Origin of the sequence: Streptomyces sp. NPDC048288 (assembly GCF_043201555.1) — a bacterium.
Taxonomy (GTDB): Bacteria; Actinomycetota; Actinomycetes; order Streptomycetales; family Streptomycetaceae; genus Streptomyces.
Map to the genome: position 1 here is coordinate 213,389 of NZ_JBICZD010000013.1, position 24,298 is coordinate 237,686.

25 protein-coding genes are annotated in these 24,298 nt (G+C 73.1%); 9 read left to right on the forward strand and 16 right to left on the reverse strand.

What is annotated here, in order from left to right; all coding sequences use genetic code 11:
• The first annotated feature begins 27 nt into the window (after nt 1-27).
• Both ACGFZS_RS38760 and ACGFZS_RS38765 read left to right on the forward strand, forming a co-directional pair.
• Nucleotides 28-672, forward strand: coding sequence for a TetR/AcrR family transcriptional regulator (locus tag ACGFZS_RS38760; protein ID WP_393799133.1), 645 nt, complete (start codon nt 28-30; stop codon nt 670-672).
• 76 nt (nt 673-748) lie between these two features.
• Complete coding sequence (locus ACGFZS_RS38765; RefSeq protein ID WP_393799042.1) at nt 749-1,357, forward strand: TIGR03086 family metal-binding protein; 609 nt, start codon at nt 749-751, stop codon at nt 1,355-1,357.
• 7 nt (nt 1,358-1,364) lie between these two features.
• Here ACGFZS_RS38765 and ACGFZS_RS38770 read toward each other — a convergent pair whose 3' ends face one another.
• The 6 genes from ACGFZS_RS38770 to ACGFZS_RS38795 form a co-directional block, all read right to left on the reverse strand.
• The gene (locus ACGFZS_RS38770) at nt 1,365-2,267 is read right to left on the reverse strand and encodes a GNAT family N-acetyltransferase (protein ID WP_393799043.1); all 903 of its coding nucleotides are present in this window, start codon (nt 2,265-2,267) and stop codon (nt 1,365-1,367) included.
• A gap of 49 nt (nt 2,268-2,316) precedes the next feature.
• Nucleotides 2,317-2,892: a hypothetical protein gene (locus ACGFZS_RS38775; protein WP_355709046.1), complete on the reverse strand. Its 576-nt coding sequence runs from the start codon at nt 2,890-2,892 to the stop codon at nt 2,317-2,319.
• Between the two features lie 43 nt (nt 2,893-2,935).
• A complete protein-coding gene (locus ACGFZS_RS38780; protein ID WP_393665973.1) occupies nt 2,936-3,616 on the reverse strand; it encodes a Uma2 family endonuclease in 681 nt (226 codons plus the stop codon).
• A 59-nt stretch (nt 3,617-3,675) separates the two neighbouring features.
• The gene (locus tag ACGFZS_RS38785) at nt 3,676-4,086 is read right to left on the reverse strand and encodes a hypothetical protein (protein ID WP_393799044.1); all 411 of its coding nucleotides are present in this window, start codon (nt 4,084-4,086) and stop codon (nt 3,676-3,678) included.
• 454 nt (nt 4,087-4,540) lie between these two features.
• A complete protein-coding gene (locus ACGFZS_RS38790; protein WP_393799045.1) occupies nt 4,541-4,738 on the reverse strand; it encodes a DUF397 domain-containing protein in 198 nt (65 codons plus the stop codon).
• Nucleotides 4,722-5,561, reverse strand: a complete 840-nt coding sequence (locus tag ACGFZS_RS38795) for a helix-turn-helix domain-containing protein (protein ID WP_393799046.1) — start codon at nt 5,559-5,561, stop codon at nt 4,722-4,724. Before ACGFZS_RS38795 ends, ACGFZS_RS38790 begins: the two co-directional genes overlap by 17 nt.
• 114 nt (nt 5,562-5,675) lie before the next feature.
• Between ACGFZS_RS38795 and ACGFZS_RS38800 the strand changes: the two genes are divergently transcribed.
• Nucleotides 5,676-6,062, forward strand: coding sequence for a hypothetical protein (locus tag ACGFZS_RS38800; protein ID WP_393799047.1), 387 nt, complete (start codon nt 5,676-5,678; stop codon nt 6,060-6,062).
• An 18-nt stretch (nt 6,063-6,080) separates the two neighbouring features.
• Here ACGFZS_RS38800 and ACGFZS_RS38805 read toward each other — a convergent pair whose 3' ends face one another.
• From ACGFZS_RS38805 to ACGFZS_RS38815, 3 genes are read right to left on the reverse strand one after another with little or no spacing between them, the layout of a single operon-like run.
• Entirely contained in the window at nt 6,081-7,535 is a 1,455-nt protein-coding gene (locus ACGFZS_RS38805) for a PTS transporter subunit EIIC (protein WP_393799048.1), read from the reverse strand.
• Nucleotides 7,536-7,551: 16 nt separating this feature from the next.
• Nucleotides 7,552-8,481 (reverse strand): N-acetylmuramic acid 6-phosphate etherase, encoded by a 930-nt coding sequence (murQ, locus tag ACGFZS_RS38810; RefSeq protein ID WP_393799049.1) that lies wholly within the window; start codon nt 8,479-8,481, stop codon nt 7,552-7,554.
• Nucleotides 8,482-8,527: 46 nt separating this feature from the next.
• Nucleotides 8,528-9,469 carry a MurR/RpiR family transcriptional regulator gene (locus ACGFZS_RS38815; RefSeq protein WP_393799050.1) on the reverse strand — a complete coding sequence of 314 codons (942 nt, stop codon included), beginning with the start codon at nt 9,467-9,469 and terminating at the stop codon, nt 8,528-8,530.
• A gap of 55 nt (nt 9,470-9,524) precedes the next feature.
• On the opposite strand from ACGFZS_RS38815, the gene ACGFZS_RS38820 reads away from it, so the two are divergent.
• On the forward strand, nt 9,525-9,908 hold the full coding sequence (locus ACGFZS_RS38820) for a hypothetical protein (RefSeq protein WP_393544003.1): 384 nt from the start codon (nt 9,525-9,527) through the stop codon (nt 9,906-9,908).
• Nucleotides 9,905-10,174: a DUF4031 domain-containing protein gene (locus tag ACGFZS_RS38825; protein ID WP_393799051.1), complete on the forward strand. Its 270-nt coding sequence runs from the start codon at nt 9,905-9,907 to the stop codon at nt 10,172-10,174. Before ACGFZS_RS38820 ends, ACGFZS_RS38825 begins: the two co-directional genes overlap by 4 nt.
• A 23-nt stretch (nt 10,175-10,197) precedes the next feature.
• Here ACGFZS_RS38825 and ACGFZS_RS38830 read toward each other — a convergent pair whose 3' ends face one another.
• Both ACGFZS_RS38830 and ACGFZS_RS38835 read right to left on the reverse strand, forming a co-directional pair.
• On the reverse strand, nt 10,198-11,268 hold the full coding sequence (locus tag ACGFZS_RS38830; protein WP_393799052.1) for a GNAT family N-acetyltransferase: 1,071 nt from the start codon (nt 11,266-11,268) through the stop codon (nt 10,198-10,200).
• Between the two features lie 10 nt (nt 11,269-11,278).
• Nucleotides 11,279-11,944 carry a hypothetical protein gene (locus ACGFZS_RS38835; RefSeq protein WP_393799053.1) on the reverse strand — a complete coding sequence of 222 codons (666 nt, stop codon included), beginning with the start codon at nt 11,942-11,944 and terminating at the stop codon, nt 11,279-11,281.
• A 219-nt stretch (nt 11,945-12,163) separates the two neighbouring features.
• On the opposite strand from ACGFZS_RS38835, the gene ACGFZS_RS38840 reads away from it, so the two are divergent.
• Entirely contained in the window at nt 12,164-12,874 is a 711-nt protein-coding gene (locus ACGFZS_RS38840) for a copper homeostasis protein CutC (RefSeq protein WP_393799054.1), read from the forward strand.
• A 73-nt stretch (nt 12,875-12,947) separates the two neighbouring features.
• Here the strand turns inward: ACGFZS_RS38840 and ACGFZS_RS38845 are convergent, their stop codons facing one another.
• A complete protein-coding gene (locus ACGFZS_RS38845) occupies nt 12,948-15,038 on the reverse strand; it encodes a HelD family protein (RefSeq protein ID WP_393799055.1) in 2,091 nt (696 codons plus the stop codon).
• A gap of 398 nt (nt 15,039-15,436) precedes the next feature.
• On the opposite strand from ACGFZS_RS38845, the gene ACGFZS_RS38850 reads away from it, so the two are divergent.
• Nucleotides 15,437-15,616 (forward strand): hypothetical protein, encoded by a 180-nt coding sequence (locus tag ACGFZS_RS38850; protein ID WP_355709013.1) that lies wholly within the window; start codon nt 15,437-15,439, stop codon nt 15,614-15,616.
• 18 nt (nt 15,617-15,634) lie between these two features.
• A complete protein-coding gene (locus ACGFZS_RS38855; protein WP_393799056.1) occupies nt 15,635-16,858 on the forward strand; it encodes a glycosyltransferase 87 family protein in 1,224 nt (407 codons plus the stop codon).
• Here the strand turns inward: ACGFZS_RS38855 and ACGFZS_RS38860 are convergent.
• Entirely contained in the window at nt 16,816-18,459 is a 1,644-nt protein-coding gene (locus ACGFZS_RS38860) for a DNA repair helicase XPB (protein WP_365688388.1), read from the reverse strand. The genes ACGFZS_RS38855 and ACGFZS_RS38860 overlap by 43 nt on opposite strands.
• A gap of 235 nt (nt 18,460-18,694) precedes the next feature.
• On the opposite strand from ACGFZS_RS38860, the gene ACGFZS_RS38865 reads away from it, so the two are divergent.
• A complete protein-coding gene (locus ACGFZS_RS38865) occupies nt 18,695-19,240 on the forward strand; it encodes a hypothetical protein (RefSeq protein ID WP_393799057.1) in 546 nt (181 codons plus the stop codon).
• Nucleotides 19,241-19,337: 97 nt separating this feature from the next.
• Here ACGFZS_RS38865 and ACGFZS_RS38870 read toward each other — a convergent pair whose 3' ends face one another.
• From ACGFZS_RS38870 to ACGFZS_RS38880, 3 genes are all read right to left on the reverse strand, one after another.
• Complete coding sequence (locus tag ACGFZS_RS38870) at nt 19,338-19,646, reverse strand: hypothetical protein (protein WP_393799058.1); 309 nt, start codon at nt 19,644-19,646, stop codon at nt 19,338-19,340.
• 9 nt (nt 19,647-19,655) lie between these two features.
• Entirely contained in the window at nt 19,656-21,317 is a 1,662-nt protein-coding gene (locus ACGFZS_RS38875; RefSeq protein ID WP_393799059.1) for a M6 family metalloprotease domain-containing protein, read from the reverse strand.
• Between the two features lie 221 nt (nt 21,318-21,538).
• The gene (locus ACGFZS_RS38880) at nt 21,539-24,130 is read right to left on the reverse strand and encodes a helicase-associated domain-containing protein (RefSeq protein ID WP_393799060.1); all 2,592 of its coding nucleotides are present in this window, start codon (nt 24,128-24,130) and stop codon (nt 21,539-21,541) included.
• Between the last annotated feature and the right edge of the window lie 168 nt (nt 24,131-24,298).

Consider the following 24,298-nt stretch of genomic DNA (forward strand, 5'->3'; position numbering starts at 1 on the left):
ACTGTTCGCCGCGTGACGGACAAGGACATATCAACGCCCCGGCCGGACGGGCGCGTCGAACGGGGGAACAGAACACGGCGGGCGGTACTGGACCGGACCGTCGGGATCGCGTCCGTGGAAGGGCTGGAGGCGCTGTCCGTCGGACGGCTGGCGACGGAGCTGGGGCTCAGCAAGAGCGGGGTGTTCGCGCTCTTCGGGTCCAAGGAGGAGCTGCAGCTCGCCACCGTGCGGGAGGCGGGACGCATCTTCACCGAGCGGGTGATCCGCCCGGTGGTGGCGGACCCCGCGGGCATCGCGCGGGTGTGGCGGCTGTGCGAGGGATGGCTCGAATACTCGCGGGGACGGGTCTTTCCCGGCGGCTGTTTCTTCTACGAGGTCATCGCCGAGTTCGACGCCCGCTCGGGACCGGTGCACGACGCCGTGGTCCGGGCCCAGCGCGACTGGTCGGCGTACATGGAGCGGACCCTCGCCGAGGCGCGGGAGGCGGGGGAGCTGCGCGCCGACGCCGATGTGCCCCAGCTCGCCTTCGAACTCGTGGCGTTGATGGAGACGGCCAACGGGGTCGCGGTGCTGCACGGCGAGGAGACCGCGTACCGGCGGGCCCGTATCGGGATCGCGGCCCGCCTGCGGACGGCGGCGGTCGATCCTCTCCGGGTGCCTCAAGTCCACTGAGGGCAGCGCGCATTGGGCCGAGCCGGATCACCCGAAACAACTAGCACGACCGTTCGCACAGTCTTAGGCTCGGTCCATGACTGTCACAGGAGCGGACATCGTCGGGCTGGACCGGATCGCCGTGCGCGAGGCGGTGCGGGTGGTGGATCTGGCGGGCGGCGCGGACTGGGAGCGGGACACGCCGTGCGCGGGGTGGACCCTGCGCCGGCTCGTGGCGCACATGGCGGCCCAGCACCGTGGCTTCGCGGCCGCGGCGCGGGGCGCGGGGGAGGACGTCACCCGCTGGCGGGAGCCGGAGGACATGGGCGAGCCGGCGCGGGTGCACCGGGAGGCCGCGGCGGAGGTGCTCGGCGCGTTCGCCGAACCGGGCGCGGACGGGCGGAGGTTCGCGCTGCCGGAGCTGGGCGGGAGCTTTCCCGGCGGGATGGCGATCGGCTTCCACTTCATCGACTACGTGGTGCACGCCTGGGACGTCGCCGCCACCCTCGGCGTGCCGGTGGAACTGCCGGGCGACACCCTCGACGCGGCGCTCGCCGTCGCCCGCCTGGTCCCGGCCGATCCGGCGCGGCGGGGGCCGGGCTTCGCCTTCGCTCCCGTGCGGGAGGTGCCCGCGGGGGCCGGTCCGCTGGAGGAGGCGCTGCGGCTGCTGGGCAGGGACCCGGAGCGCTGGCCGACCGGCGGGTGAGGGCGGGTCACGCCGTCGCTGCCGCCCGGCTGATCCGCTTCTCGAACCAGTGGTGGGCGTAGGGCTCGTCGTTGAAGGCGGGGACCTCCTGGAAGCCGAAGGAGTGGTAGAGGGTGATCGCGCCGTCGAGGGTCTTGTTGGTGTCCAGGCGCAGGGTGTCGTAGCCGTGCCGGGCGGCCTGTGCCTCCAGTTCGGTCAGGAAGCGGCGGGCGAGGCCGAGGCGGCGGGCCCGGGGCGCCACCCACATGCGCTTGATCTCGGCGGGAGCCCCGGCCGGCAGCTTCACACCGGCACAGCCGATGGGCTCGCCGTGCAGCCGGGCGACCAGGAACAGGCCGTGCGGCGGGCGGAGTTCGCCCGCGTCGGGCAGCAGGCTGCGCGCGGGATCGAAGCCGGTGTCGAAGAGTTCCTGCAGCTCGGCGAAGTAGGCGAGGAGGCAGTGCCGGGCGTCGGGGTGGTCGGGGTCGACGACGTCCAGGGCGACCGTCCCGGCGGTCAGCAGCCGGTCGACCTCGGCCATGGCCGCGACCAGCCGGGCGCGCTGGCCGGCGTTGAGCGGTTCGAGGAGGGAGGCGGCCAGCTCGTCGCTGCTCTCGTCGAGCAGCTCGCGCTCCGCCTGCCCCTTCTCCGTGAGCCGCACGGTGCGGACCCGGCGGTCCTGGGGCTGCGGCTCCACGGTCACCAGACCCGCGCCCTCCAGGGAACGCAGGAGCCGGCTGACGTACCCGGAGTCGAGTCCGAGCCGCTCGCGCAGCTGCCGTACGTCCTGGCCCTGCCCGCCGATCTCCCAGAGCAGCCGGGCCTCGCCGATCGGCCGGTCGCGGCCCAGATAGCGGTCGTGGAGCACGCCCACGCGCTCAGTGACGGTGCGGTTGAACCGCCGCACCTGCTCGATCTCTGTAGCATCCATTCTCTGACTCTAGTCAGGGAATGCCGCTCGGGTAGGGAGAGGCCGGCCGCTACAGGTTGCCGAGGGGCTCGATGTCCACCTGCACGGGGGTGCCCCAGACCCGGAGCACCTCGTAGTCGGTGAACTCGTGCACCAGCCGGTAGGCCATCGCCGGCCGGGATCCGCGCCGCTGGGCCGCGATGTACAGCTCGGCCTCGCGCCGGTCGCGGCGGGGGGTGCCGCACAGCTCCCACTCCCGCCCGTTCCACGCCTCGGGCAGCCAGCGCTGCTGGGGCTGCGGCCGGTCGGCCCGCACCCCGTACCGGGACATGGCGGGCCCGGCGGCCTCCTCCCGCACCGGCCGCGGCCCGCTCCCGAACTCCGACCGCCGTGCCGCCCGCCGCCGCGTCTCGCAGAGCAGGCACAGGTCAGGGGCGCTCTCGTCCACCGGCCCCTGCGGGTGCTCGGCGCAGCGGGTGGTGGGCGCGGCCGCGCTGACGCTCTCCTCCAGCAGGTCCAGGGCGCGCCGCAGGTCGTCCTTCACCTCGTGCAGCTTGGCGTCGGGTGTCGTCGCCGACAGGGCCTCCCCGTGCTCGCCGAGCAGACGAAGGGCACGGCCCAGGGCGGTCAGCTGGGAGTGGTTCATGCCGACCAGGGTCGCACGCGGCGCTGACAGCGCGGCGGCGAGCTCAGTCGGCGTAGTCCTTGAGCTCTTCGGTGTCCAAGGTGAAGGCGAGGGGGTCGGGGAGTTCGACCGGAGTTCCCCAGGGGTGGGAGGCGATCTGCTGGTAGCGGCCGTCCTTGGGCTCGCTGTAGACGACGACGGTGTCGTTGTCGCGGTCGATGAGCAGGTACACGGGGATGTCGACGGCCGCGTAGCCGACGGGCTTGTCGATGCGGTCTCGTCGGTCGGTGTCGCGGTCGTGAGAGGTGATCTCCACGGCCATGAGGATGCCCTCCGACGCCGACCACTCGCCGTGTCCCTTGAAGTGGCCCTTGCGGGCGACGGCTCCGTCCGTGCGGGCGCGACCCTTCCGGTACGCCTCGGCCTTGACGCCGGACTCGCCATAGACCCGGAGGTCAGGACGATGCTGCATGCACTGCTCCTGCAACCAGATGAAGATCTCCCGGTGATTGCCGTCCGGCATGGCTTTGACGACTACCTTTCCATCGACGTACTCAAGCCGGACCGTCTCGGGGGCGGCGGCGGCCAGTTCCTCGAACTCCTCGACGTCGAGCGGGCCGTGTCGCACGCACAGGCGGCCGCCGAGGAACTCCAGCCGGTTCCGCAGCTCCTTCGGAGCCCTGCGGACGAGTTCCTCGAAGTCCTCGACGGACATCTGCGGGCGTTCTCCGGTCTCAGGGGTCATGGCGTCGCCTCCTCCCCTCCATCGTGCCTTGGGGTGGCGTCGTCGGAACGTAGGAGCCGTCATGCGGGTGTCCTTTCTCGTCGTTCGTTCATCGCGCCACGGATCTCCGAGACACGGGACCGGACCTCGGAAGGTGACAGGGGCGTGCTGGGGCTGCCGGGGGCGCGCTCGCCCCGGCACGCGCCGCAGAGGCCGCCCGGCAGGGCCTCCGGGCGGCCCGGGACGCCGCACTTCGCGCACTCCAGGATCCGCAGCGGAGGCCGGGCGGGCGGTCGTACCGGCTCCGGCGGGATTTTGTCGGTGAGGCGTTTACGGAGGAGGGGCCACTCCGCCAGTAGCGGGGCCAGCGCCGCGCAGTCGGTCTGGGAGAGGGAGAGGGCCGGGGCGGTACGGCCGAGGGCGGCCAGCAGGATGTGGGCCCGTGAGCGGGTGGGGTGCGGTGACTGCTCCGGTTCCGGTACGTCGCCCACCAGTCATCGGCGTGTGCGCTGCTGGACCACCACGAACGGGTGATCCAGCGCGGGCTGCCCGTCCCGGCGAGATGTTCCCGGCCCCGCCTCAAGTGCCCCGCCTGCTGGAGCCTGTTGAGGGCGGTGCGGAGGGCGCACTGCCCGTACGGGAGGTGTTTGGCCAGCGTCTTCACGGAGATGTCGGCGCCGTCGGGGAGGCGGTCGACGTACGCGGCGACGGCGGCTTCGCGGGGCGGGAGATGAGCGAAGTCGTGCGTGGTGTGGCGGGGCTGGCCATGGGGTGCGGGGCGGCGTGCGTGGACGGGAGGGCAGCACTAGGCTGGCTGTCAGCCATGGGATCGAGCCTCGTAACCGATCTCGTTGGTCAAGCCCCCGCAGGTGTTGCTAGCGCCTGACGGGGGCTGTTCTGTTCGTTATGCGGGCACGCTAGGGCTGGGGGCTTGAGCCTCGGGCGTCAGTTCTTGATGCCCCGCACGAAGGCCGACCAGGCCTCCGGCCGGAACGTGAGCTTCGGGCCGGAGGGGGCCGTCTTGGAGTCGCGGACGGGGATGAGGGCGGCGGGGTGGTTGTCGGAGACTTCCAGGCAGTTGTCGCCGCCACCGCTGTACGTCGACTTGCGCCAGCTCAGGTCGTAGTCAGGGATGTTCCTCATGGGCGTAATCCTCCGCCAACCCCTGGATCAGAGCCAGGGACTTCTCCTGCGAGAGTGCGGAGGCGACAAGGAGGTCAAACAGAAACCTCAGTTGGGTGACAGTGGCCGGGTTGTCCTCCATCTGCCCTGTGCGCACTGATTCGAGGTAGGCCAGTTGCGGGGCGTCCTCGAACTCCATCAGCTTGAGGGCGCCGCCCATGGCGGCGTGGGCGCCGGAGCTGAGCGGCAATACCTGCACGATGGCCCGGTTGCGGCGAGACAAGCCGGCGATGTGGCGCAGGGCTTCCGCCATCACTGCCCGGCCGCCGGTCTCCCGGAGCAGCGCCGCTTCGTCGAGCACGGCCCACAACATCGGCTTTGTCGGGTGATCGAGCAGGCGGGTCCGCTCGATGCGGCCTTCCGTCCATTCCGCGATGGTCTCCTCCGGAGCCGTCGGGTCGTATGCGCGGTTGACGGCCCAGGCGTATGCGGGTGTTTGCAGCAGCCCGGGGATCAGGAGCGGTGCGTATTGCCTGATCGCCGTCGCTTGGGCCTCTGTCTCCGCCACGTCGGCGAAGTACGCCTCGTACTTCGACTTGGCCGCCGCCTTGCAGTTCCGCATGAAGAAGCCGTTCGTCTCCAGGACTTCATCCAGCAACCGCGAGTGATCCGGCTGCATCCGCCGCGTCCCCGCCTCCAGTTGCCCGATGTACGACCCGCTTACAAACACCAGCTGGCCCAATTCGGCTTGGCTCAGCCCCTTCCGCTCCCGCGCGTGCCGTAATTCCGCCCCCAGCAATGCGCGCGGGGACGACGACGGGTCCAGATCCTTCGGCCCTGCCATGTGCACGCCCCTGTCCAACAGACGGTGTTGTTGGGATGTCGTATCTAGCCAGGTTAGAAGCGTCACGGACACGCTGTGTGGTGAATCGGGAACTCAGCGTGGAGGTGGGAGCGGGTGCGGCCGACCGAAGAAGTCGTGGAGTCGTTGCGGACGGCTCTGAGGGGTGCCGGTGTCGTACTGCCGTCGCTCGGCGTCGATCCGGTGACCGGGGTGGGTGACGAGCCCTTCGCCCTGGTGGAGCTGGGGCGGTGCAATGTCAGGGTCGCGGAGCGGCTGGCCTCGGTGGTCCGGGGGGAACGGCCGCCACTCGGGACGTATGTGACGGACCGGCGGGACGGGCGGATCGGGGAGGTGAGGGGGCATGTCGGCGGCAGTGTGCAGGTGCGGCCCGTGGACGGTGGGCGGGAGTGGGACTGTCCGCCGGAGTCGCTGGAACCGGCGCCCCCGGACGAGGTGCTGCGCGCGCAGGTGCGGCGGGCCAATGGGGTCAGCAGGAGATGACGGTCTCGCGGAGTTCCGTCAGCCGGATCGGCGAGGTGACGGGTCGCTCGGCACGCCGCCGTCGAAGCTGACGTAGGTGGCCAGGAAGCCGACGGCGTAGCCGGTCAGCAGGCCGCCCGCGTAGACCGCCGCCGCGAGGGCCGGGCCCCTGTTTCCCGTGAGGAGCGGGAACAGGGCCCACCCCGAGGGCCCGATCGCCGTCGCGCCCACCCGGTCGCCGAGCACCGCGAAGAACCCGACGAAGGCCCCGCCGGCCGCCCCGCCCGCGCAGGCGGTGAGGAAGGGGCGGCCGAGCGGGAGCGAGACGCCGTAGATGAGCGGCTCGCCGACGCCCAGCAGGCCCGCGGGGAGCGCCGATCTGATCGTCGTACGGATCGACGTGTCGTCGCGGAGGCGGGCGTAGACGGCGAGGGCGGCGCCGACCTGGCCCGCGCCCGCCATGGCGAGGAGGGGGAGCAGCACGGTGTAGCCCTGCTGCTGGATGAGGGTGGTGTGGATGGGGATCAGGGCCTGGTGCAGGCCCAGCATGACGAGGGGGAGGAAGAGGCCGCCGAGGACCAGGCCGGCGAGCGGGCCGGTGGTGGCGAGCAGCCAGTTCGCGGCGGTGCCGATGGCGGTGGAGACGACGCCGGCGGCGTACATGAGGCCGTAGAGGGTGGCCAGTCCGGCGACCAGGACGGTGACGGTGGGGGTGAGCAGGACGTCGAGGGCGTCCGGGACCCGGCCGCGGCACCACCGTTCGACGCCGACGGCGAGCAGCGCCGCCGCCAGCGCGCCCAGCACGCCGCCCTGGCCGGGGGAGAGGGCGACCCCGAAGGCCGTCACCTTCGCCACGCCCGGATAGACGACGATCGCCGCGACCGCACCGCCCAGCACCGGTGTCCCGCCGAACACCTTCGCCGTGTTGTAGCCGACGAAGACGCTGATCAGCGCCATGAAGCCGGAGGCGATGGCGGCGAGGGCGGGGGTGAGCCAGGGCAGCCAGCCGGCGTTCACCAGGAGCCCGTTGAACCCGGCGAGCACCCCGCAGCCGATCAGGGCCGGGATGAGCGGGACGAAGACGTCGGCGATCCGGCGGAGCGCCGTCTTGAGGGGGGTCGCGTTGCGCCGCGCACGGGCCGCCTTCAGCTCGGCACCACGCACGGCGAGCCCCGCGCTGTCGGCAGACCGGGGGCCGCCCGGAGCGGGCTGGCCCGGTGCGCGGTGGGTAGTCCCGGCCGTGCCGAGGAGTGTTTCGAACTCGGCGGTCACTGCCACCACCGCGCCCGGCCCGATCACCACCTGGAGGGTGTCTCCGTCGGCCACCAGCCCCAGCACCCCGGGCACCGCCCGCACCGCCTCCGTGTCGACCCGCTCCCGGTCGGCGACGCTCAGCCGCAGCCGGGTCATGCAGTGGGCGACGGAGGTGACGTTCGCGGGCCCGCCGACGAGCGGCAGCAGCGCGGTGGCGGTGTCGTACGGCGATCTCTGCACCCCCCGAGCGTGCGGGTCAGCCGCCCGCCGTGGTGAGCGCCGCGCGCAGCCGGCCGCCGGACTCCTCCAGAAGGCGGGCGGCCAAGGGCCCGTCGACACCGGCGAGGATCACCAGGATGGCGTTCTTCACCTCGCCGCCGGTGGCGCCGAGGGCCTCCTCGATCTCCTCGTCCGAGGCGCCCGTGGCGAGGGCGACGATCCGCCGGGAACGGGCCCGCAGCTTGGCGTTCGAGGCGCGGACGTCGACCATCAGGTTCCCGTACGTCTTGCCGAGCCGGATCATCGTGATCGTCGACAGCATGTTGAGGACGAGCTTCTGGGCGGTACCGGCCTTGAGCCGGGTGGAGCCGGTGAGCAGCTCGGGGCCGACGACCACCTCGATACCGTGCTCGGCGGCGGCCGCGAGCGCGCTGCCCTCGTTGCAGGACAGACCGACGGTCAGGGCACCGAGGGCGCGGGCGTGCGCCACGGCGCCGATGGCGTAGGGGGTCCGGCCGGACGCCGAGATGCCGACCACCGAGTCGCCCGGTCCGACGCCGAGCGCGTCCAGGTCCTTCCGGGCCAGTTCCGCGGAGTCCTCGGCCCCTTCCACCGACGTGACCATCGCCTCCGGCCCGCCCGCGATCACCCCGACGACCTGACCCGGCCCGGTGTTGAAGGTGGGCGGACACTCGGAGGCGTCGAGCACCCCGAGCCGCCCCGCGGTGCCCGCCCCGGCGTACACCAGCCGGCCGCCCTGGGCCATCCGGGCGGCGATGCCGTCGATGGCGGCGGAGATCTCGGGAAGGCGGAGAGCGACCGCGGCGGCCACTCCGGCGTCCTCGCCGTTCATGAGACGGGCGATGTCGAGAGTGGCGAGCGTGTCGATCTCGGCGAGTTCGGGCCGGAACGCTTCGGTGGTGAGCGTTTCGAGCTCGGTGCGGAGCGAGTGTCGTTCGGTAGTCATTCGGAAACGGCTCTTTCTGACTCGGTGGAGTGCACCCCCCTACGGTCTATCGGGGCGAACTCCGGTGCCGATGAGCCAACGCCTCGTAGGACGCCGCCAACGCGGGAGCCGCCGCCTCGTACGTCCGCTGCGCCACCCCCACGAACAGACAGTCCACGACCAGCAACTGACTGGTCCGCGAGGACATCGCCGCGGGCCGCAGCTCGCTCTCCCGCGATGTGGACGTCGTCAGCACGTGATCCGCGTACTGCGTCACCGACGAATTCGGCCGCCCGGTGATCGCGACGGTCGTCGCCCCCCGCTCGAAGGCCACCCGCAACGGCTCTATGACATCCCCGGTCGACCCGGAGTGCGTGATGGCTATCGCCACGTCCCCGGCCCGCAACTGCACCGCGTTCGTCACCGCGAGATGCGGATCGCTGTGCGCGTGCGCGATCAGCCCTATCCGCAGCAGCTTCTGCGTGAGGTCCTGGGCGACCAGCCCGGACGCCCCGATGCCGTACACGTCCGTCCGCCGCGCTCCGGCGAGCGCCCCCACCGCGGCCCCCAGCTGCGCCGTGTCGAGACCGGCGGCGGTGTCCGCGAGGGTCTGCTGTTCGTCGTAGGCGAGTTTCGCGACGACGTCGGCGATCGGGTCGTCGACGGCGATGTCGGTGGTGATCGCGGGCGCCCGCCCCGACTGCTGCTGCGCGGCGAGCCCGGCGAGGGCGAGCCGCAGGTCGCGGTAGCCGGGGTAGCCGAGCAGCCGGGCGGTGCGGACGACGGTCGCCTCGCTGGTGCCGGTGAGTTCCGCGAGGCCGGTGACCGTGAGGGCGGCGCAGCCGGCCGGGTCGCCCGCGACGGCCTCGGCGACGCGCTGCATGGAGCGGGTCATGGAGGGGGCGAGGGTGCGCACCTTGGCCGCGAGGGCGGCGGGAGCCGGCGGAGCACCACCGCTGCCACCACTGCTGCCGCGGGTGCTGAAAATTTCCTTCACGTCCTCGGTCACCCTTGAAAGATATTTTCGTTTCGGTCGGCCGGTCAAGACCGCGCACAATGGGAGCATGCACCCCGTAAGCCCCTTGGAACAGGCGTTGCACGCAGCCCGCGCCCTCGTGCTCGCCGATCTGGTCGCGGGCGAGGTCGCCGAGGCGGACGTGGTCTCACTGGTCGAGGACGCCGTCGTACAGCGGCGCTGGTGGGTCGAGCAGTGGCCGGAGGGCGCGGAGTACGTGGCGGGGCTGGTGGCGCAGGACGTGCAGGACGCGCTGCTGGAGCGGTACGGCCGCTGGCCGCTGTGCCCGGTGTGCGGCTCCGGCGACCCGCACGCGCTGGACGTCGAACCGGAACTCGGCCCCGACCCGCATTGGGTGTGCCACAAGGCGGGCGTCAAGGTCGCCTCGGTCGGCGCCCTGAGCGGGGCCACCGGCGGGATGTCCTCCTCGTGACGGTGTACATCGACCCACCGAACTGGCCGGGCCACGGCCGGATGTGGTCCCACCTGGTCAGCGACGTGTCGTACGCCGAACTGCACGGCTTCGCCGAGGCGCTGGCCGTCCCGCGCCGCGCCTTCGAACGCGACCACTACGACCTCCCGTCGCACCGTTACGGGGACGCGGTCGCGGCCGGGGCGGTGGAGGTCAGCAGCCGTGAGGTGGTGCGGCTGCTGCACGGTGCCGGGCTGCGCCGGCGCAAGAGCGACGCGCCCCGGTGACGGTGCGTCCCCGGTGACCCTGGCTAGCCCGCCCGGAGTTCGAAGGCCAGCCCCGCCTCGTCCTCGCTCACCTTGGTGAAGCCGGCGCGGGTGACGACCGCCTGGGAGGGCGTGTTGGCGGTGTCGACGGTGGCGAAGAGGGAGCGGACGTCGTCGCGGGCCAGGGCCCAGTCGGCGAGGGTGCGCAGCGCCTCCGTCGCGTAGCCGTGGCCGCGGGCGGCCTCGGTCAGGTCGTAGCCGATCTCCACGCGGCCCTCCCCGTCCGGGGCGGAGTGGAAGCCGAGGCCGCCGATCGCCCGGCCGTCCTCCCGGCGGACCAGGGCGAAGACGCCGAACTCCGGCCGGTGCACGCCCCCTTCGTATGCCTTGAGCAGGAAGCCGGCGGCGTCCCGGGTGCCCTCGTAGGGGCCGCCGTCGATCCAGTCGAAGCCGCCGTCGCCGCCGAGCCGCAGGTCGCGGGCGGCGGCGGGGCGGATGCCGACGAGGTCGAGGCGTTCGGCGGGCAGGACGAGGTTGTTGTACCAGCGCCAGTCGGTGACCGGGGCGCGGCCGGGCAGTTCGCCGCGGCCGGTGGCCCACAGCAGGGTCGGCCAGGCGGCGGGGCCCGGCTGGACGTGCGGGAACAGCCAGCCGAGGACGGACTCGGCGAGCTGCTCGGCGGGCCGGTAGGGGAGGCCCAGGCCGGTGGCCATGTCGTGGGTGTGGAGCAGTACTTCGGCGATGCCCATCGCGGCGAAGCCCACCCGGTCGGCGCTGCGGAAGGGGTACGGGTGGAAGGCGCGGACCTCGCGGGGGGTGGTGCGGACGGTCGCGGCGAGCAGGGCGCCGGTGGTCTCGATGACGTGCAGCAGACCGGAGTTGTCGGTGCCGTCGTCGAGCCTGAGCTCGAAGGGGACGTACGCGTCCTGGGCGCGTCCGGCCAGATTCGCCGCGTAGGCGACGAGGTCGTCGGCGACATGGACCGCCGTCTCGTGGCAGTTCCAGTCCAGCCGCCCCGCCCGCACCTCTGCCCAGTTCCGGTCCACCGCCGTCCGCAGGGCCGCCGTGCAGCCCGCGACGGCCTCTTCCACCTGGTCCCCGCCCATGTCAGCCATGGGCGGCACCCTAGGACGCCGGATCCTCCGCGGTCGACAGCATTTCCAGCTCCGCCGCGAGGTTGTAGCGGGCGGTCGGCTCCCACTCGGTCCGGCCGTGGGGCGTCCTGAACAGCTGCGGCAGGTCGAGCAGTTGGCGCAGGATCGCGGAACGGCCCTCGCGGAAGGCGTCGTTGGGGACGAAGTGGTACTCCTCGCGGACGGCGGCGGTGTAGGCGGCGTACGCGGAGGGCGGGGCGGCGAGGATCGCGAGGTCGGCGTCGCAGAGCACCTCGCCGTTGCGGTCGCCGGGGGCCGGGTCGTGGGTGACGGTGAGCCGCACGAGGCGCGCGACCTCGGCGACGTCCGCCGCGGAGATCCCGGTGTCGGCGAGGGCGCGTTCGGCGAGGCGGGCCGAGCGCTCCTCGTTCGTCGACCGGTCCGGCAGGTACACCGCGTCGTGGAACCACGCGGCGAGCCGGACCAGGGCCGGGTCGTCCGCGTACTCCTCCAGTACGTCGATGTGGTCGAGTACCGCCGTGAGGTGGGCCACCGTGTGGTAGCGGCGCTGGGGCTCCTGCCAGCGGCGGAGCAGCTCGTCGGCGTACCGGTGCGGGGAGACCGCGCAGGAGTCGTCCGCCCGGGACATCAGGAAGGCGGTGAGCCAGCGGGAGCGCAGGGCGTCGAGGTCGGCCATGGGGTCATTGTCCCGCGCGCGGTGAGGTGGCGGCCGATCCCGGCGAAGGTGCGGGCGGGGCGGCTGGAACTGTGCGGGTGGGGCCGGTCGCGGGGCCGGGGCGGTCTCGCGGGGGCCGGTGGTTCCCGCGTACCCTGGATTGGACTAGACCTCCTGAGGTCGGGTGGGCGTCGGCCTGCCGTGCCCGGGGTACACGGGGAACACCATGGAAGGGGCCCTATGAGCACGCGTGCAGTCCTGGAGGTGATCGCCCTCGACGCCGGGGACGCGGTCGCCGCCCAGGCCGGAGGCGCGGACCGCCTCGAACTGGTCACCGACATGGCGGCCGACGGGCTGACCCCGTCGCCCCGGACCTTCACCGCGATCCGGGCCGCCGTCGACATCGACCTGCGCGTGATGCTGCGACTGGCCGACGGGTTCGCGGCGGGCGACGTCGACCGGCTGGCGGGGGTGGCCGGGGAGCTGCGGGGCGCGGGTGCCGACCAGTTCGTGCTCGGGTTCCTCGACGCGGGGGGCGGGGTGGACCTGGACGCGGTGGAGCGCGTGGTGGCCGCGGTGGACGGCTGCCGCTGGACCTTCCACCGCGCGATCGACCGGGCCGCCGACCGGGACGCGCTGCGCAAGGAGCTCGCCGACCTGCCGGGCCTGGACACCTACCTCACGGCCGGTGCCGCCGAGGGCGTGGACGCGGGACTGCCCACCCTGCTGGCCGAGGCCAGGCGCTGCGGCGAGCCGGGATACGGACAGACGCTCCTGGTCGGCGGAGGGCTCCGACTCGGCCACGTGCCCGAGCTGCGGGCGGTCGGCATCGACGCCTTCCACATCGGCGGCGCGGCCCGGCCGGGGGGCTGGGCCGGGCCGGTGTCGGAGGCGGCGGTACGGGAGTGGCGCCGCACGCTGGACCTGCCTGGGGGCACGGGGCGGCATTGATGTGCGGCTCCGCCGCGCGGGCGTGCTCGGCCCCCGCTCACCCACACCGGCCTGGACGCCCGCTGTCCGAGGGTCAGGCCAGCTGCGGCGGCAGCGGGGCCGTATGGGTGACGATCAGGCCGGACACGGCCCGGGTCAGGGCCACATACAGGCGGCGCAGGCCCGTGCGCTCGTCCGGTTCGCCGTCGACGACGGCTTGGGGCTCGTCGAGGACCACGTAGTCGTACTCCAGGCCCTTGGCCAGCGACGCCGGGACCAGGGTGAGGCGGGTGTCGGCCGTGGTCTCCTCGCCGGGGGCCAGGAAGCCGATGCCGGCCGCGGTGAGTGCCTCGGCGAGCGCCGGGACGCGGGCGTCCGCCGCGATCAGGCCCGTCGAGCCCTCGTTGCGGAGCAACTCCTCGCACGCCGCGACCACTTCCGCGGTCTCCGTGACGGGACGGAGGGCGAAGAAACCGGGGTTCTCACGGACCGAGGCGACCGGGGTGAGGCCGGGCGCGATGTGGGGGAGGAGGCGGGAGGCGTAGGTGATGACGTCGGTCGGGACGCGGAAACCGGCCGTCAGTTCCTCGATCACGCCGTCCGACTTGCCGAGGTGGGACAGGGCCTCGTCCCAACTCCTGGTCGCCCAGGGCGTGGTGCCCTGCGCCAGGTCGCCGAGGACGGTCGCCGAGCCGGTGGTGCAGCGGCGGCCGACCGCGCGGTACTGCATGGGGGACAGGTCCTGCGCCTCGTCCAGGACCACATGGCCGAGGGAGTGGGTGCGCTGGACGAGGTCCGTCGTCTCGTCGATCAGCACGGCGTCCGCCGCCGACCACCTGGCCGCCTTCACCGACCGCACCGGCTTCGCCCAGACGATCGTCTTCTGCTCCTCCTCGTCGAGGATCCCGGCGGCGTGCTCCGCGAGGAAGTCCGCGTCCGTGAGCAGCCGCAGCACGAGCTTCGCCGGGTCGACCGGCGGCCAGACCTGCTTCACGGCCGCCTTCACCGCCGCGTTGCGCGCCACCGAGTCCTGCACCCGGTCGTCGGGGGCCTCTCCCGACCGTTCCATCTGGACCAGCACGGCGTGCGCGATGCGCTGCGGCAGGGCCTCGCGCGCGGCGCCGTACCGGATGCCCCGGTCCAGCAACTCGCGGACGATGTCCTGCAGTTCGTACGCCGGGACCCGCCAGCGCCGGGAGCCGCGGACCACCACGACCGGCTCGGTGGGCAGGGTGACATGCGCCTGGACGGCCCGATGCAGGACCTCCGCCATCCGCGCGTCGCCCTTGATGACCGCGGCGGGCGCGTCGTCGGTGCCCCGGATGTCCACGCCGCGCGCCACCAGGTCGTCCACCGTCGCCTGCTGCACGGTCAGCTCGCCCAGGGCCGGGAGTACCTGCTCGATGTAGTGCAGGAAGGAGCGGTTCGGGCCGATGACGAGGGTGCCCGTGCGGGCCAGCCGCTCCCGGTGGGCGTACAGGAGGTAGGCCACCCGGTGCAGGCCGACGGCCGTCTTCCCGGTCCCCGGGCCGCCCTGGACGCAGACGGTGCCGCCCAGCCCGCTGCGCACGATCTCGTCCTGCTCGGGCTGGATGGTCGCGACGATGTCACGCATCGGGCCGACACGCGGCCGCTCGATCTCCTGCTGGAGCAGCTTGCTGGTGCGGGCCGCCTCCGCCGGGTCGGACAGGTGCTCGTCCTCGTACGCCGTGATGTCGCCGCGGGTGTATCCGAAGCGGCGGCGCAGCGCGATGTCCATCGGGTCCTTCTTGGACGCCCGGTAGAACGGCTGCGAGACCGGCGCCCGCCAGTCGATGACCATCGGATCGCCGTCGTGGTCGTGGACGTGCCGGCGCCCGATGTAGAAACGCTCCCCGTACGCGCCCTCGGCCTGGTCGGCGCCGGGGGCGTGCAGGTAGTCGAGGCGGCCGAAGAAGAGGGGCGTGTCGCTCAGGTCGGCCAGCGCCTTGATGCGCTCCTCGATCTGGCGGGCCAGCACCTCGGCGTTGACCCAGTTCGCGGTGACGTCGCGGATGTCCAGCGACTCGACGTCCTCGCGCATGGCGCGCAGGGCGGACCGGGAGGAGGCCAGGTGGGTGCGCTCGCGGGAGAGGGGGTCGGCGGGTGCGGGTACGTCGGGTGCGTCGGGTACGTCCGTCGGCTGGTCGTGGGCGGGCGTGGACAAGGGGGTGCCTCCGAAGGCCTGCGGGTGGACGGCGCTGTGGTGTGGATGGCGCACGGGTGGCGATCAGCCGACCGGTTTCCGTCCGGCCGGCGGCACTCCGGGTACGGAGGCGGGCAAGAGCGGAGATTCTAGTGAGGCGGGGGTGGGGGAGGCCAATGGATTTTCCCCCGGCCGGCCGCCGGGTCCGCCGCGCGCCGTGTCCCGCCGGAGCGCCCGGGGAGTCCACGGGAGTCCACGGGGGGCCACTGGGGTCCACGGGGAGTCCCCTAGGGGGAGCGTCACCCTGGAGGCCGGTCGGAGGTAGGGGCGGGGGTCCATCCGAGGGTGGACGGGTGGATACCGGAAATTGGACCCGTGGACCGATGCCGTCGGTATGCCCGAAGTTCCACTATTGAGGCATGAGCGCAGCAACCATCACACCAGCCCCCAGCCGTCCCCCCGGTGCCACAGCCGTGGACGGAGTCCCCCACCACCGTCTGGGCGACGCCCTGCGTGCCGTCAAGGTCTTCGTGGGCGCGGCGGTCAGCGTCGTCCTTCTCGGCGAGTACGGCGAGGAAGCGGGCATACGCCACAAGTAACGGCATAGGGTCGCCTCCGTGCCGAAGCGGACGGTGACGTCATCCTCATCCCCCCTCTTACCCTCCATCCCCCTCCTGCTGTCCCTCTCCCTCCTGGCGGTCTCTCTCCTCTCCTTCGCCGCCCTCTGCCTCCTCCTGCACGCCCCGATGGCCGACCTGCTGGTCTACCGGGCCGAGGGCGAGGCCGTGGTCCACGGTGGTGATCTGTACGGCTTCACGGTCACCGAGTGGCGGCTGCCGGCGACGTATCCGCCCTTCGCGGCGGTCCTGTTCGTCCCGATGACCTGGATCCCCGTCCCGGCCCTGAAGGTGGCGTTCCTCGCGGGCAACGCGCTCCTGCTCGCCCGGCTCGTCGCCCTCTCCGCCCGCCTGGCCGGGCGCCCGCTGCCCCTCCCGGCGCTGTGCGCGGCCACCGCCCTCGCCCTCTGGCTGGAGCCCGTCTTCCAGACGCTCCTCTTCGGCCAGATCAACCTCGCGGTCGCCTGCCTGGTCCTCTGGGACCTCACCCGCCCGCCCGGCGCCCGCGCCAAGGGGCTGGCCCTGGGGATCGCGGCGGGCGTCAAACTCACCCCGGCGATCTTCATCGCCTATCTCTTCCTCACCGCACGCAGAAAGGAGGCAGGCGTCGCGACGGCGTCCTTCCTGGGCACGGCCCTGCTCGGGGCCCTTCTGCTCCCCTCGGCCACCGCGGACTTCTGGACCCGGCGCCTGTTCGAGACGGACCGGGTCGGCAAGGCGTGGATCGTCGACAACCAGTCGCTCCAGGGGCTGATCGCCAGGGCGTCGGGCACGGAGACCCCGGGACCGGCCTGGGTGCTCCCGGCGGCCGGGCTGGCGGCGGCGGGCCTGTGGCTGGCGACCCGCGCCCGCCATGGGGACGGGGACCGCTGGGGCATCCCGCTCACCGCGTTCACGGCCCTGCTGGTCTGCCCGATCAGCTGGTCCCACCACTGGGTGTGGTGCGTGCCCCTGCTCGCGGTGCTCCTGGCGGCCGGCCGGCCGTACCTCGCCCTCACCACCGCGGCCCTCTTCACCGCCCGCACCATGTGGCTGCTGCCCCACGCGGGCGACCGGGACCTCCACTTCCCGTGGTGGCAGCAGCCGCTCGCGTCGCCGTACCCGCTGCTCGGGCTGGCGCTGCTGGCGGGTGCGGCCCTCGCCCTACGACGGCACGGCCGCACCTTGCGCGACGGCGGTGCTCAGCCGTCCGCCAGGATCTCGTCGGCGTCCATGATCCGGTAGGCGTAGCCCTGCTCCGCCAGGAAGCGCTGACGGTGGGCGGCGAAGTCCTGGTCGATCGTGTCGCGGGCGACGACGGAGTAGAAGTGGGCCTGGTGGCCGTCGGCCTTCGGGCGCAGGACGCGGCCCAGCCGCTGGGCCTCCTCCTGGCGGGAGCCGAAGGTGCCGGAGACCTGGATGGCGACCGTCGCCTCCGGCAGGTCGATGGAGAAGTTGGCGACCTTCGACACGACCAGCACGCTGATCTCGCCCTCGCGGAAGGCGTCGAAGAGCTTCTCGCGCTGGGCGTTGGAGGTCTCGCCCTTGATGACGGGGGCGTTCAGGTGCTCGCCCAGTTCGTCGAGCTGGTCGATGTACTGGCCGATGACCAGGATCTGCTGGCCCGCGAAGCGCTTCACGAGCGCCTCCGTGACCTTCCGCTTGGTCGCGGTGGTCGCACAGAAGCGGTACTTCTCCTCGGTCTCGGCGGTGGCGTACGCCAGCCGCTCGGAGTCCGTGAGGTTCACCCGCACCTCGACACAGTCGGCGGGCGCGATGTAGCCCTGCGCCTCGATCTCCTTCCAGGGAGCGTCGAAGCGCTTGGGCCCGATGAGGGAGAACACGTCCGATTCCCGGCCGTCCTCGCGCACGAGGGTGGCCGTCAGCCCCAGCCGCCGGCGCGCCTGCAGATCGGCGGTGAACTTGAAGACAGGAGCCGGCAGCAGATGCACCTCGTCGTAGACGATCAGACCCCAGTCCCGGGAGTCGAAGAGTTCGAGATGCGGGTAGACGCCCTTCCGCCGGGTGGTGAGCACCTGGTAGGTGGCGATGGTGACGGGCCGGATCTCCTTCCGGGTCCCGCTGTACTCGCCGATCTCGTCCTCGGTGAGGCTGGTTCGCTTCACCAGCTCGTGCTTCCACTGCCGCGCGGAGACGGTGTTGGTGACGAGGATCAGGGTGGTCGACTTGGCCTGCGCCATGGACCCGGCCCCGACCAGGGTCTTGCCGGCCCCGCAGGGCAGGACCACGACACCGCTCCCGCCGTGCCAGAAGTTCTCCACGGCCTGCTTCTGGTACGGCCGCAGCGCCCAGCCGTCCTCGGCGAGCTCGATCGGGTGCGCCTCGCCGTCCACGTACCCGGCGAGGTCCTCGGCGGGCCAGCCCAGCTTCAGCAGGGTCTGCTTGATCTGCCCGCGCTCGGAGGGGTGCACGGCGACGGTGTCGGGGTCGATCCGGGCGCCGACCAGCGGGGTGACCCGCTTGGAGCGCAGGATCTCCTCCAGCACCGGACGGTCGGTGGTGGTCAGCACCAGCCCGTGCGCCGGGTGCTTGCTGAGCGTCAGCCGGCCGTAGCGGTCCATCGTCTCGGCGATGTCCACCAGCAGCGCGTGCGGCACCGGATAGCGGCTGTACTCCACCAGCGCGTCCACGACCTGCTCGGCGTCGTGTCCGGCCGCCCGCGCGTTCCACAGGCCCAGCGGGGTCACCCGGTAGGTGTGGATGTGCTCCGGCGCCCGCTCCAGCTCGGCGAAGGGCGCGATCGCCCGACGGCACTCGTCGGCCCGCTCGTGGTCGACTTCCAGGAGCAGCGTCTTGTCGGACTGGACGATCAGAGGACCATTCACGCGCGGCACCCTTTCCCTTCGGCCCGTGCGGCCATCGCCGTGGCGGCCATCGTCACGGGCCAAAGTTCCAGTGTGCCTCATGTGCGAGCGATCACCGGCGGCGCTCGATGGAACGTGCACCGCCGGTGACCGGCTTCGACAGGCTCCTGATCGTCCGGTGCAACCCTGAGCCCGTTTCGGGTGTCATGTCCGGGGGAGGCCGCGCAGTGCGCGTGGTCCGGTGAGGAGGGGTGCGGTGACGTCCGTACGCATCTGGGTGACCGGCGCCGGGGCGGTGGCGGTGCTGGTGACGGCCGGGGCCTGGGCACGCGGGTCGAGTGCCGTGGACGCCGGTCTCTGGGCCGAGGTGCGTCCCGCGATCGAGGCCCGGCTCGTGACCCAGGCCGCCGGAACCGGGTACGGGGAGACCGTGCCCGCGCTCAAATCGCGCTGGTTCTGCCGGGCGGAGGCCCTGGACCTGCTGGAGAGCGGGGGGCAGGTGCACGCCGGCGTCGACACCCTGTGCCTGGAGTACGGGGTGCGGGACGGTGCCCTGGTGGAGTGCAGCGGCGCGCAGATCGCCCAGGTGGTGCGGCTGCGGCGGGACACGGCGGACGGCGGCTTCCGTGTCGTCTCCGAGGCGGAGGCGCCGGACGGCGCGGGCTACGCCGAATGGAACGAGGACCACTTCAGTCCCTACGCCGAGTCCCGTATCGACCGGCCGATGGAGTCCGCCGGCCTGCGGACCGCGGCCCGCGCCCACTTCGGCCTGCCGGCGGACGCACCGGTGCGCGACTGCTAGGGGCGAGGGGCGAGGTCGCGGGAGGCAGGAGACGGCCGGAGGGGGACCGGCCGTGGTCGGCCGGTCCCCCGGGAGATGCGGCGGGAGGTGCGGTGGATCACCCCGGCGGTTCGACGGTGAAGGTGCCCGGAGTGGGGCTCTTCTCGGTCATCGCCTCGCCGGGGGCGGCCAGCCGGGCCCGGACGTGGAGGGTGGATCCGGGGGCCACGTCCGCCAGGAGCGCGCTGGGCACGGCGAGCGGCAGGCGCTGTCCGACCTCGCCCGACAGCAGGTCGGCGTAGCCGGCCACCGGCTCAGCGGCGAGCACGTCCACCTCCGCGCGGTCCCAGCCCGCCAGCCGCGGATGGGGTGCGGTGCCGACCAGCCGTGCGGTCAGGTCGGTGCGGTTCTCGACGACCTGCGCCATGGCCGGCGGTCACCGGTGGTGCGGGCCCTCGTGCCGGTGCCCGCCGTGGCCGCCGTGCCCGCCGTGTCCGTTGCCGGCCTTGAGGAGCGGGTCCGGGCCGCCCGTCGCGCCCCTGAGCTCGGGCCGCAGCGCGGCCTGCTCCAGGTAGGCCTCGGCGCCGGCCCAGGGCACCACGGCCTGCTCCAGGGCGGCCAGCCGGTCCTGGAGGTCGTGGATCGTCTGGACCAGTCCGGGCACGTCCTCGGTGTCCCGGCGGGCCATGGCGGGGGCGGGCGCGCGTACGGCACCGGCCGTCGAGACCGACACCATGGCGGTCATCGTGGCGGAGGGCGCCGAGATGTCCGTGACGGAGATCCCGGTCGGCGCGCCGGCGTACGAGTGCGAGGCGGGCTTGCTCGCCGCGGTGAACGAGCTGTTGCCCGTACTCCCGGGGTAGGTGTCGCCGCCGTCGCCGCGGTTGACGGCCGATTCCAGGTCGCGCTGGTCGTCCGCCTGGACCAGGCCCACCATGTAGTGGTCCTCGTCCGTGTTGTCCGGCCGGGCCTCGTCGATGTGCCAGATCAGCATGCCGGGGGCGGGCAGCGAACGGTCGTACCCGGTCTGCTGGCGGTTCTCGACCAGGAAGTACTCCTTGCCGGGCAGGCCGTCGGTCCACATCCGGAACGCCTCGAAGCCGTTCTTGACGTCGGGGACGGAGAGCATCCCGTCGCTGGTGACGTTGACCGCCCTGGCCCAGCCCTGCTGGACCTTGCACCACGCGGAGGGATGCGTCGGGACGTCACCGCCGCCACCCCACGAACCGGCGCCCATCAGGCACCAGTTGCCGACCCCCTCGGACGACCCGTCGACGTCGTACAGGTCGGGGAAGCCGAACAGCAGATGGCCCAACTCGTGGGCGCAGACGCCGATCCTGGCGTCCTCGGGGATGGTGAGGTAGCCGTAGATCCGGGCGCCGTCGGCGTTGTACGCGCTCGGCAGGACCCACTTGTGGGACCAGAGGTCCCCGCGGTGGCCGGTGGCCTCGCCGCCCTGGCCGGAGTGCACGACGATGAAGGCGTCCACGAAGCCGTTGCCGTCGTTGTCGTACGGCGCGTAGTTGACGAGCGGGTCGGCGCCGACGGCGGCGTCCCGGGCCAGGATCTGCGCGCGGGCCTCACCCGACGGCTTGCCGATGCCGTAGTTGTTGTTGGCGTACCAGGACAGCTTCTGCGGCATCCGGACCGGGCCGATGACCTCGCCGACGATGTCGACCAGGCCGTGCGTCACCTCCCGGTAGTAGTCGCGGACGCTGCCGTTGGGGAGTTCGCCGACCGAGAAGAACAGCTTCTCGAAGTGCTCGTTGCTCTCGGTCATCGGCTTGTCCGCGAAGTCCGCGAGGACGACGACGACCCGTATCGCGCCGGTCAGCGGGGCGCGGTGGGCGGCCGCGGTGCGGATCGCCTCGTGCGGTGTGCCCGGGGGGAATTCGCCGGCCGGGATGATGGTGCCGTCGCCGTAGCCGAACTTCCGGGGGTTGCCGCCGGGCCGGAGCAGGCTCGCCACGTCCGATTCGCCGCGCAGCCGCTCCAGTTCCTGGAGCATCCGGCCGCGCAGTTCCGGGCTGGGTGCGATGGCGCAGAAATCCGACCAGACGGCGACCGTGGAACCCCGTGAAGTGGAAAGGTCAACCATTCCAAGTCCTCCCAAAAAGGGATGTATTGGCTGTTTCTAGGCCAGTGACGCACGCGTGTGCGAGCCCTGCAACATGATCAACTGGTTGCCCCGGGCGCCAAGCGCTCCGCTGGAAGCGCCGAGATGTTTCGCGATGTGCCGTCTTTCGTCTGCGGCGCCGCCGTGGCTGGTCGCGCAGTTTCCCGCGCCCCTTTCGGGGCGCTGCCGAACCGCAGAACCGGTCAGTCCTCCGCGAGTTCCGCCACTCCTGTCACCCGGTGCAGGGGGTAGGTGCGTACCTCGTCGGCGGTGTGGTCGTAGGCCGTGACGAAGCCGCCCTCGACGCGGATGGGGGCGATGACGCGCTGGCTGGCGGTGCCCTCGGCGTTGACGTAGCCGATCCAGAGGGTGTCGCCGGTGAGGACGGCGGCCTGCATGGTGGCGAGGGTCTCGGCAGCGGTGGTGCGGGGGAGTTCGCCGCCCCGGGCGGCGGTGCCGGCCGGCTTGCGTGGGGTGGTGGCGGCCAGGTCGCCGGCGCGGATCGCGCGGATCGCCGCCGCCAGGAGAGTGGTGTCCGGGGTCGGCGGGCCGTCCGGGACCGGCTCGGGGGCGGTGCGCGGCGGGGTGCGGTGGGCGTGCGCGCGGGTGATCAGGACATCGCCCTCGGCGGACTCGGCGGCGGGCGCGTAGCCCATCGCGCGCAGGCCCTCCAGGAGGGTGGCCGGGTCGGCCTGGGTGGCCAGCACCGTCGGGGCGAGGCGGCGCAGGCGCAGGGCGGCGGCGCGCTTGTCGGCCATGATCTCGTTGAGGACCGTGTCGTCGTCGCAGCGGACGTACGCCGAGGCCGCGCCCACCCGCAGATGGCCGTGCCTGCGGGCCACGTCGTCGATCAGGTAGGCGAGCGGCTGCGGGACCGGCGTGCGGGAGTGAGTGGTGAGGAAGGCGTGCAGGTCGGTCGCGGTACGGCCGGCGTCCAGGGCGCGGCGGACCGAGGCGGGCGTGAAGCGGTAGACCGTCGCGCCGCCCTTCGACTCGACGTCGGCCAGGACGCCCAGCGCGTCGGCGAGCGGGCGGCGCAGCGGGCCCGGGGCGACCGCCGTCAGGTCCGCCTGGAGCAGCACGTGGTCCAGGGGTTCGGGGAGCAGCGGGGCGAGCAGCCGGCCGGCGGCCGCGGCGGCGACGGCCTGCTCGGGCGGGGAGAGGGGTTCGAGGACGGCGGCGGGATGGTCGGGATGGTGGTGATGCACGGGCAGCTTGTCCCCGGGACCGAGACCGGGACCGGGACCCGAGGGCTCCTGACCCTGCGCCTTCTCCCGGGCCTTCTCCTGCCCCTTCGCGGGCCCCTTCTCCGCCGGGGGTGCGCCGAGCAGGGTGTGGCCGTGGGCCGACAGCGCCCCGCGGCCCGTCACGCCGAGCAGTTCGGCCTCGGTCAGGGTCCAGCGGGCCAGCCGGCTGCGCAGGTCGTCGTCGCGCTGCTGCGGGCCGCGCAGTGGGCGTTCCCAGCGCAGCCGGGCCAGTACCGACTCGGCGGCCGGGGCGGTGCCCTCCGGGAGCGCGGCGAGGAGGGTCAGCACCCGGTGTCGTACCTCCGGCGCGGCCGAGCGGTCCAGGCCCGGGCCGAGCGCCGAGAGGGCGCGGTCCTTGGCGTCCCGGCCGCCGACCAGGCCGCAGGTGCGGGTCGCGGTGAGCCAGGCCGACGCCAGCTGGGCCCAGCGTTCGCCCGGCGGGCGGTCCAGCCACTCGTCGTAGGCGGGGGTGGCCGCGTAGCGTTCGTCGGCCTCGCCGTCGGAGGCGAGCAGCCCGGCCGCGTAGGCCAGCTCCACCCAGAAGGCGGCGATCGGCTCGGGCACGTCCAGGGCGACGGCGGTCCGCTTCAGGTCCCGGACGCTGAGCCCGCCGGCCCGGAGCACGGCCGGGCCGCCCTCGTCCCAGTCCTTCAGCAGCTCCTCGACGGTCGCCAGCGCGGTGTACGCCTGCCCGGCCGCCGTCGCGTCCACAACCTGTGGACGGTGGGTGGCCGCCGCCTCCACGGCGGGCGGCACCGGCTCCGGCTCGCGGTGGGCGCGGCCCCCGCGCAGATGCAGGGCGACCTCGCGGGGCAGCACGACCGTGCCGGGCGCGGTGGGCAGCAGCAGGCCGCGGTCCAGGAGCCAGCGCAGATGGGCGGCCGGTTCCGGGGTGACCTGGCCGTACGGCGGCCCCCAGACCAGCCGGCCCAGGACCTCCCGGGACTCGGCGGGCGCGGTGGCGAGCAGTCCGGCCATCTTCTTCCGGTGCCCGAACAGCTTGGTGAGCGCGTCCACGGCGGACACCGGGTCATGCGTCGAGGGCAGCCCGGCGTCGGCGACGATCTCCTGGATCCGGCCCGGCGACATGCCCGAGGTCGCCTCCCGCACGGTCGGGCCGAGACCGGTCGGCGACGGGTACTGCGGGGACGGCGCGAGCACCTCCCGCGCGGTCCGCACCAGCCGCAGCCGGTCGTCGTCCCCCCACACCAGCGCCTGGTTCCGGAGCGCGCCCAGCGCGCGCGGCAGGGCCGCGACGACCGCCGGGTCCCCGTCGTCGCCGGCCATCAGCCCCAGCAGCTCCCGGTACGACGCCGGGTCGCCGGCCACCGCCAGCGCCTCCGCCGTCTGCAGGGCGAACCGGTCCAGGCGCTCCAGGGCGCGCAGCACCGAGGCCCGGGTGCCGGCCCGGGTGGCCAGCTGGGTGAGGTCGGTGGGGACGGGGGTGATGAGGTCGGGGCGGGCGCGCAGCAGTACGGCCAGGGAAGCGTCGTCCCTGGCGCGAAGCGCCTCCGCGAGGGAACGCGGCGGGGTGGCCGGGTTGCTCATCCGACCCACGGTAGCGGGTGCGGGGCGGGGACCGGGATCAAAGGTCCCCGGCCGTTCTGTGGAGAGGACAGCGACCCGGAGAACGGGACGTTTCGTAGATGGCCACCACATGAACTTCGTCGGGAGGATCGCGGCAACTGTGGCAACGCTCGGCAACCACTCGTCACC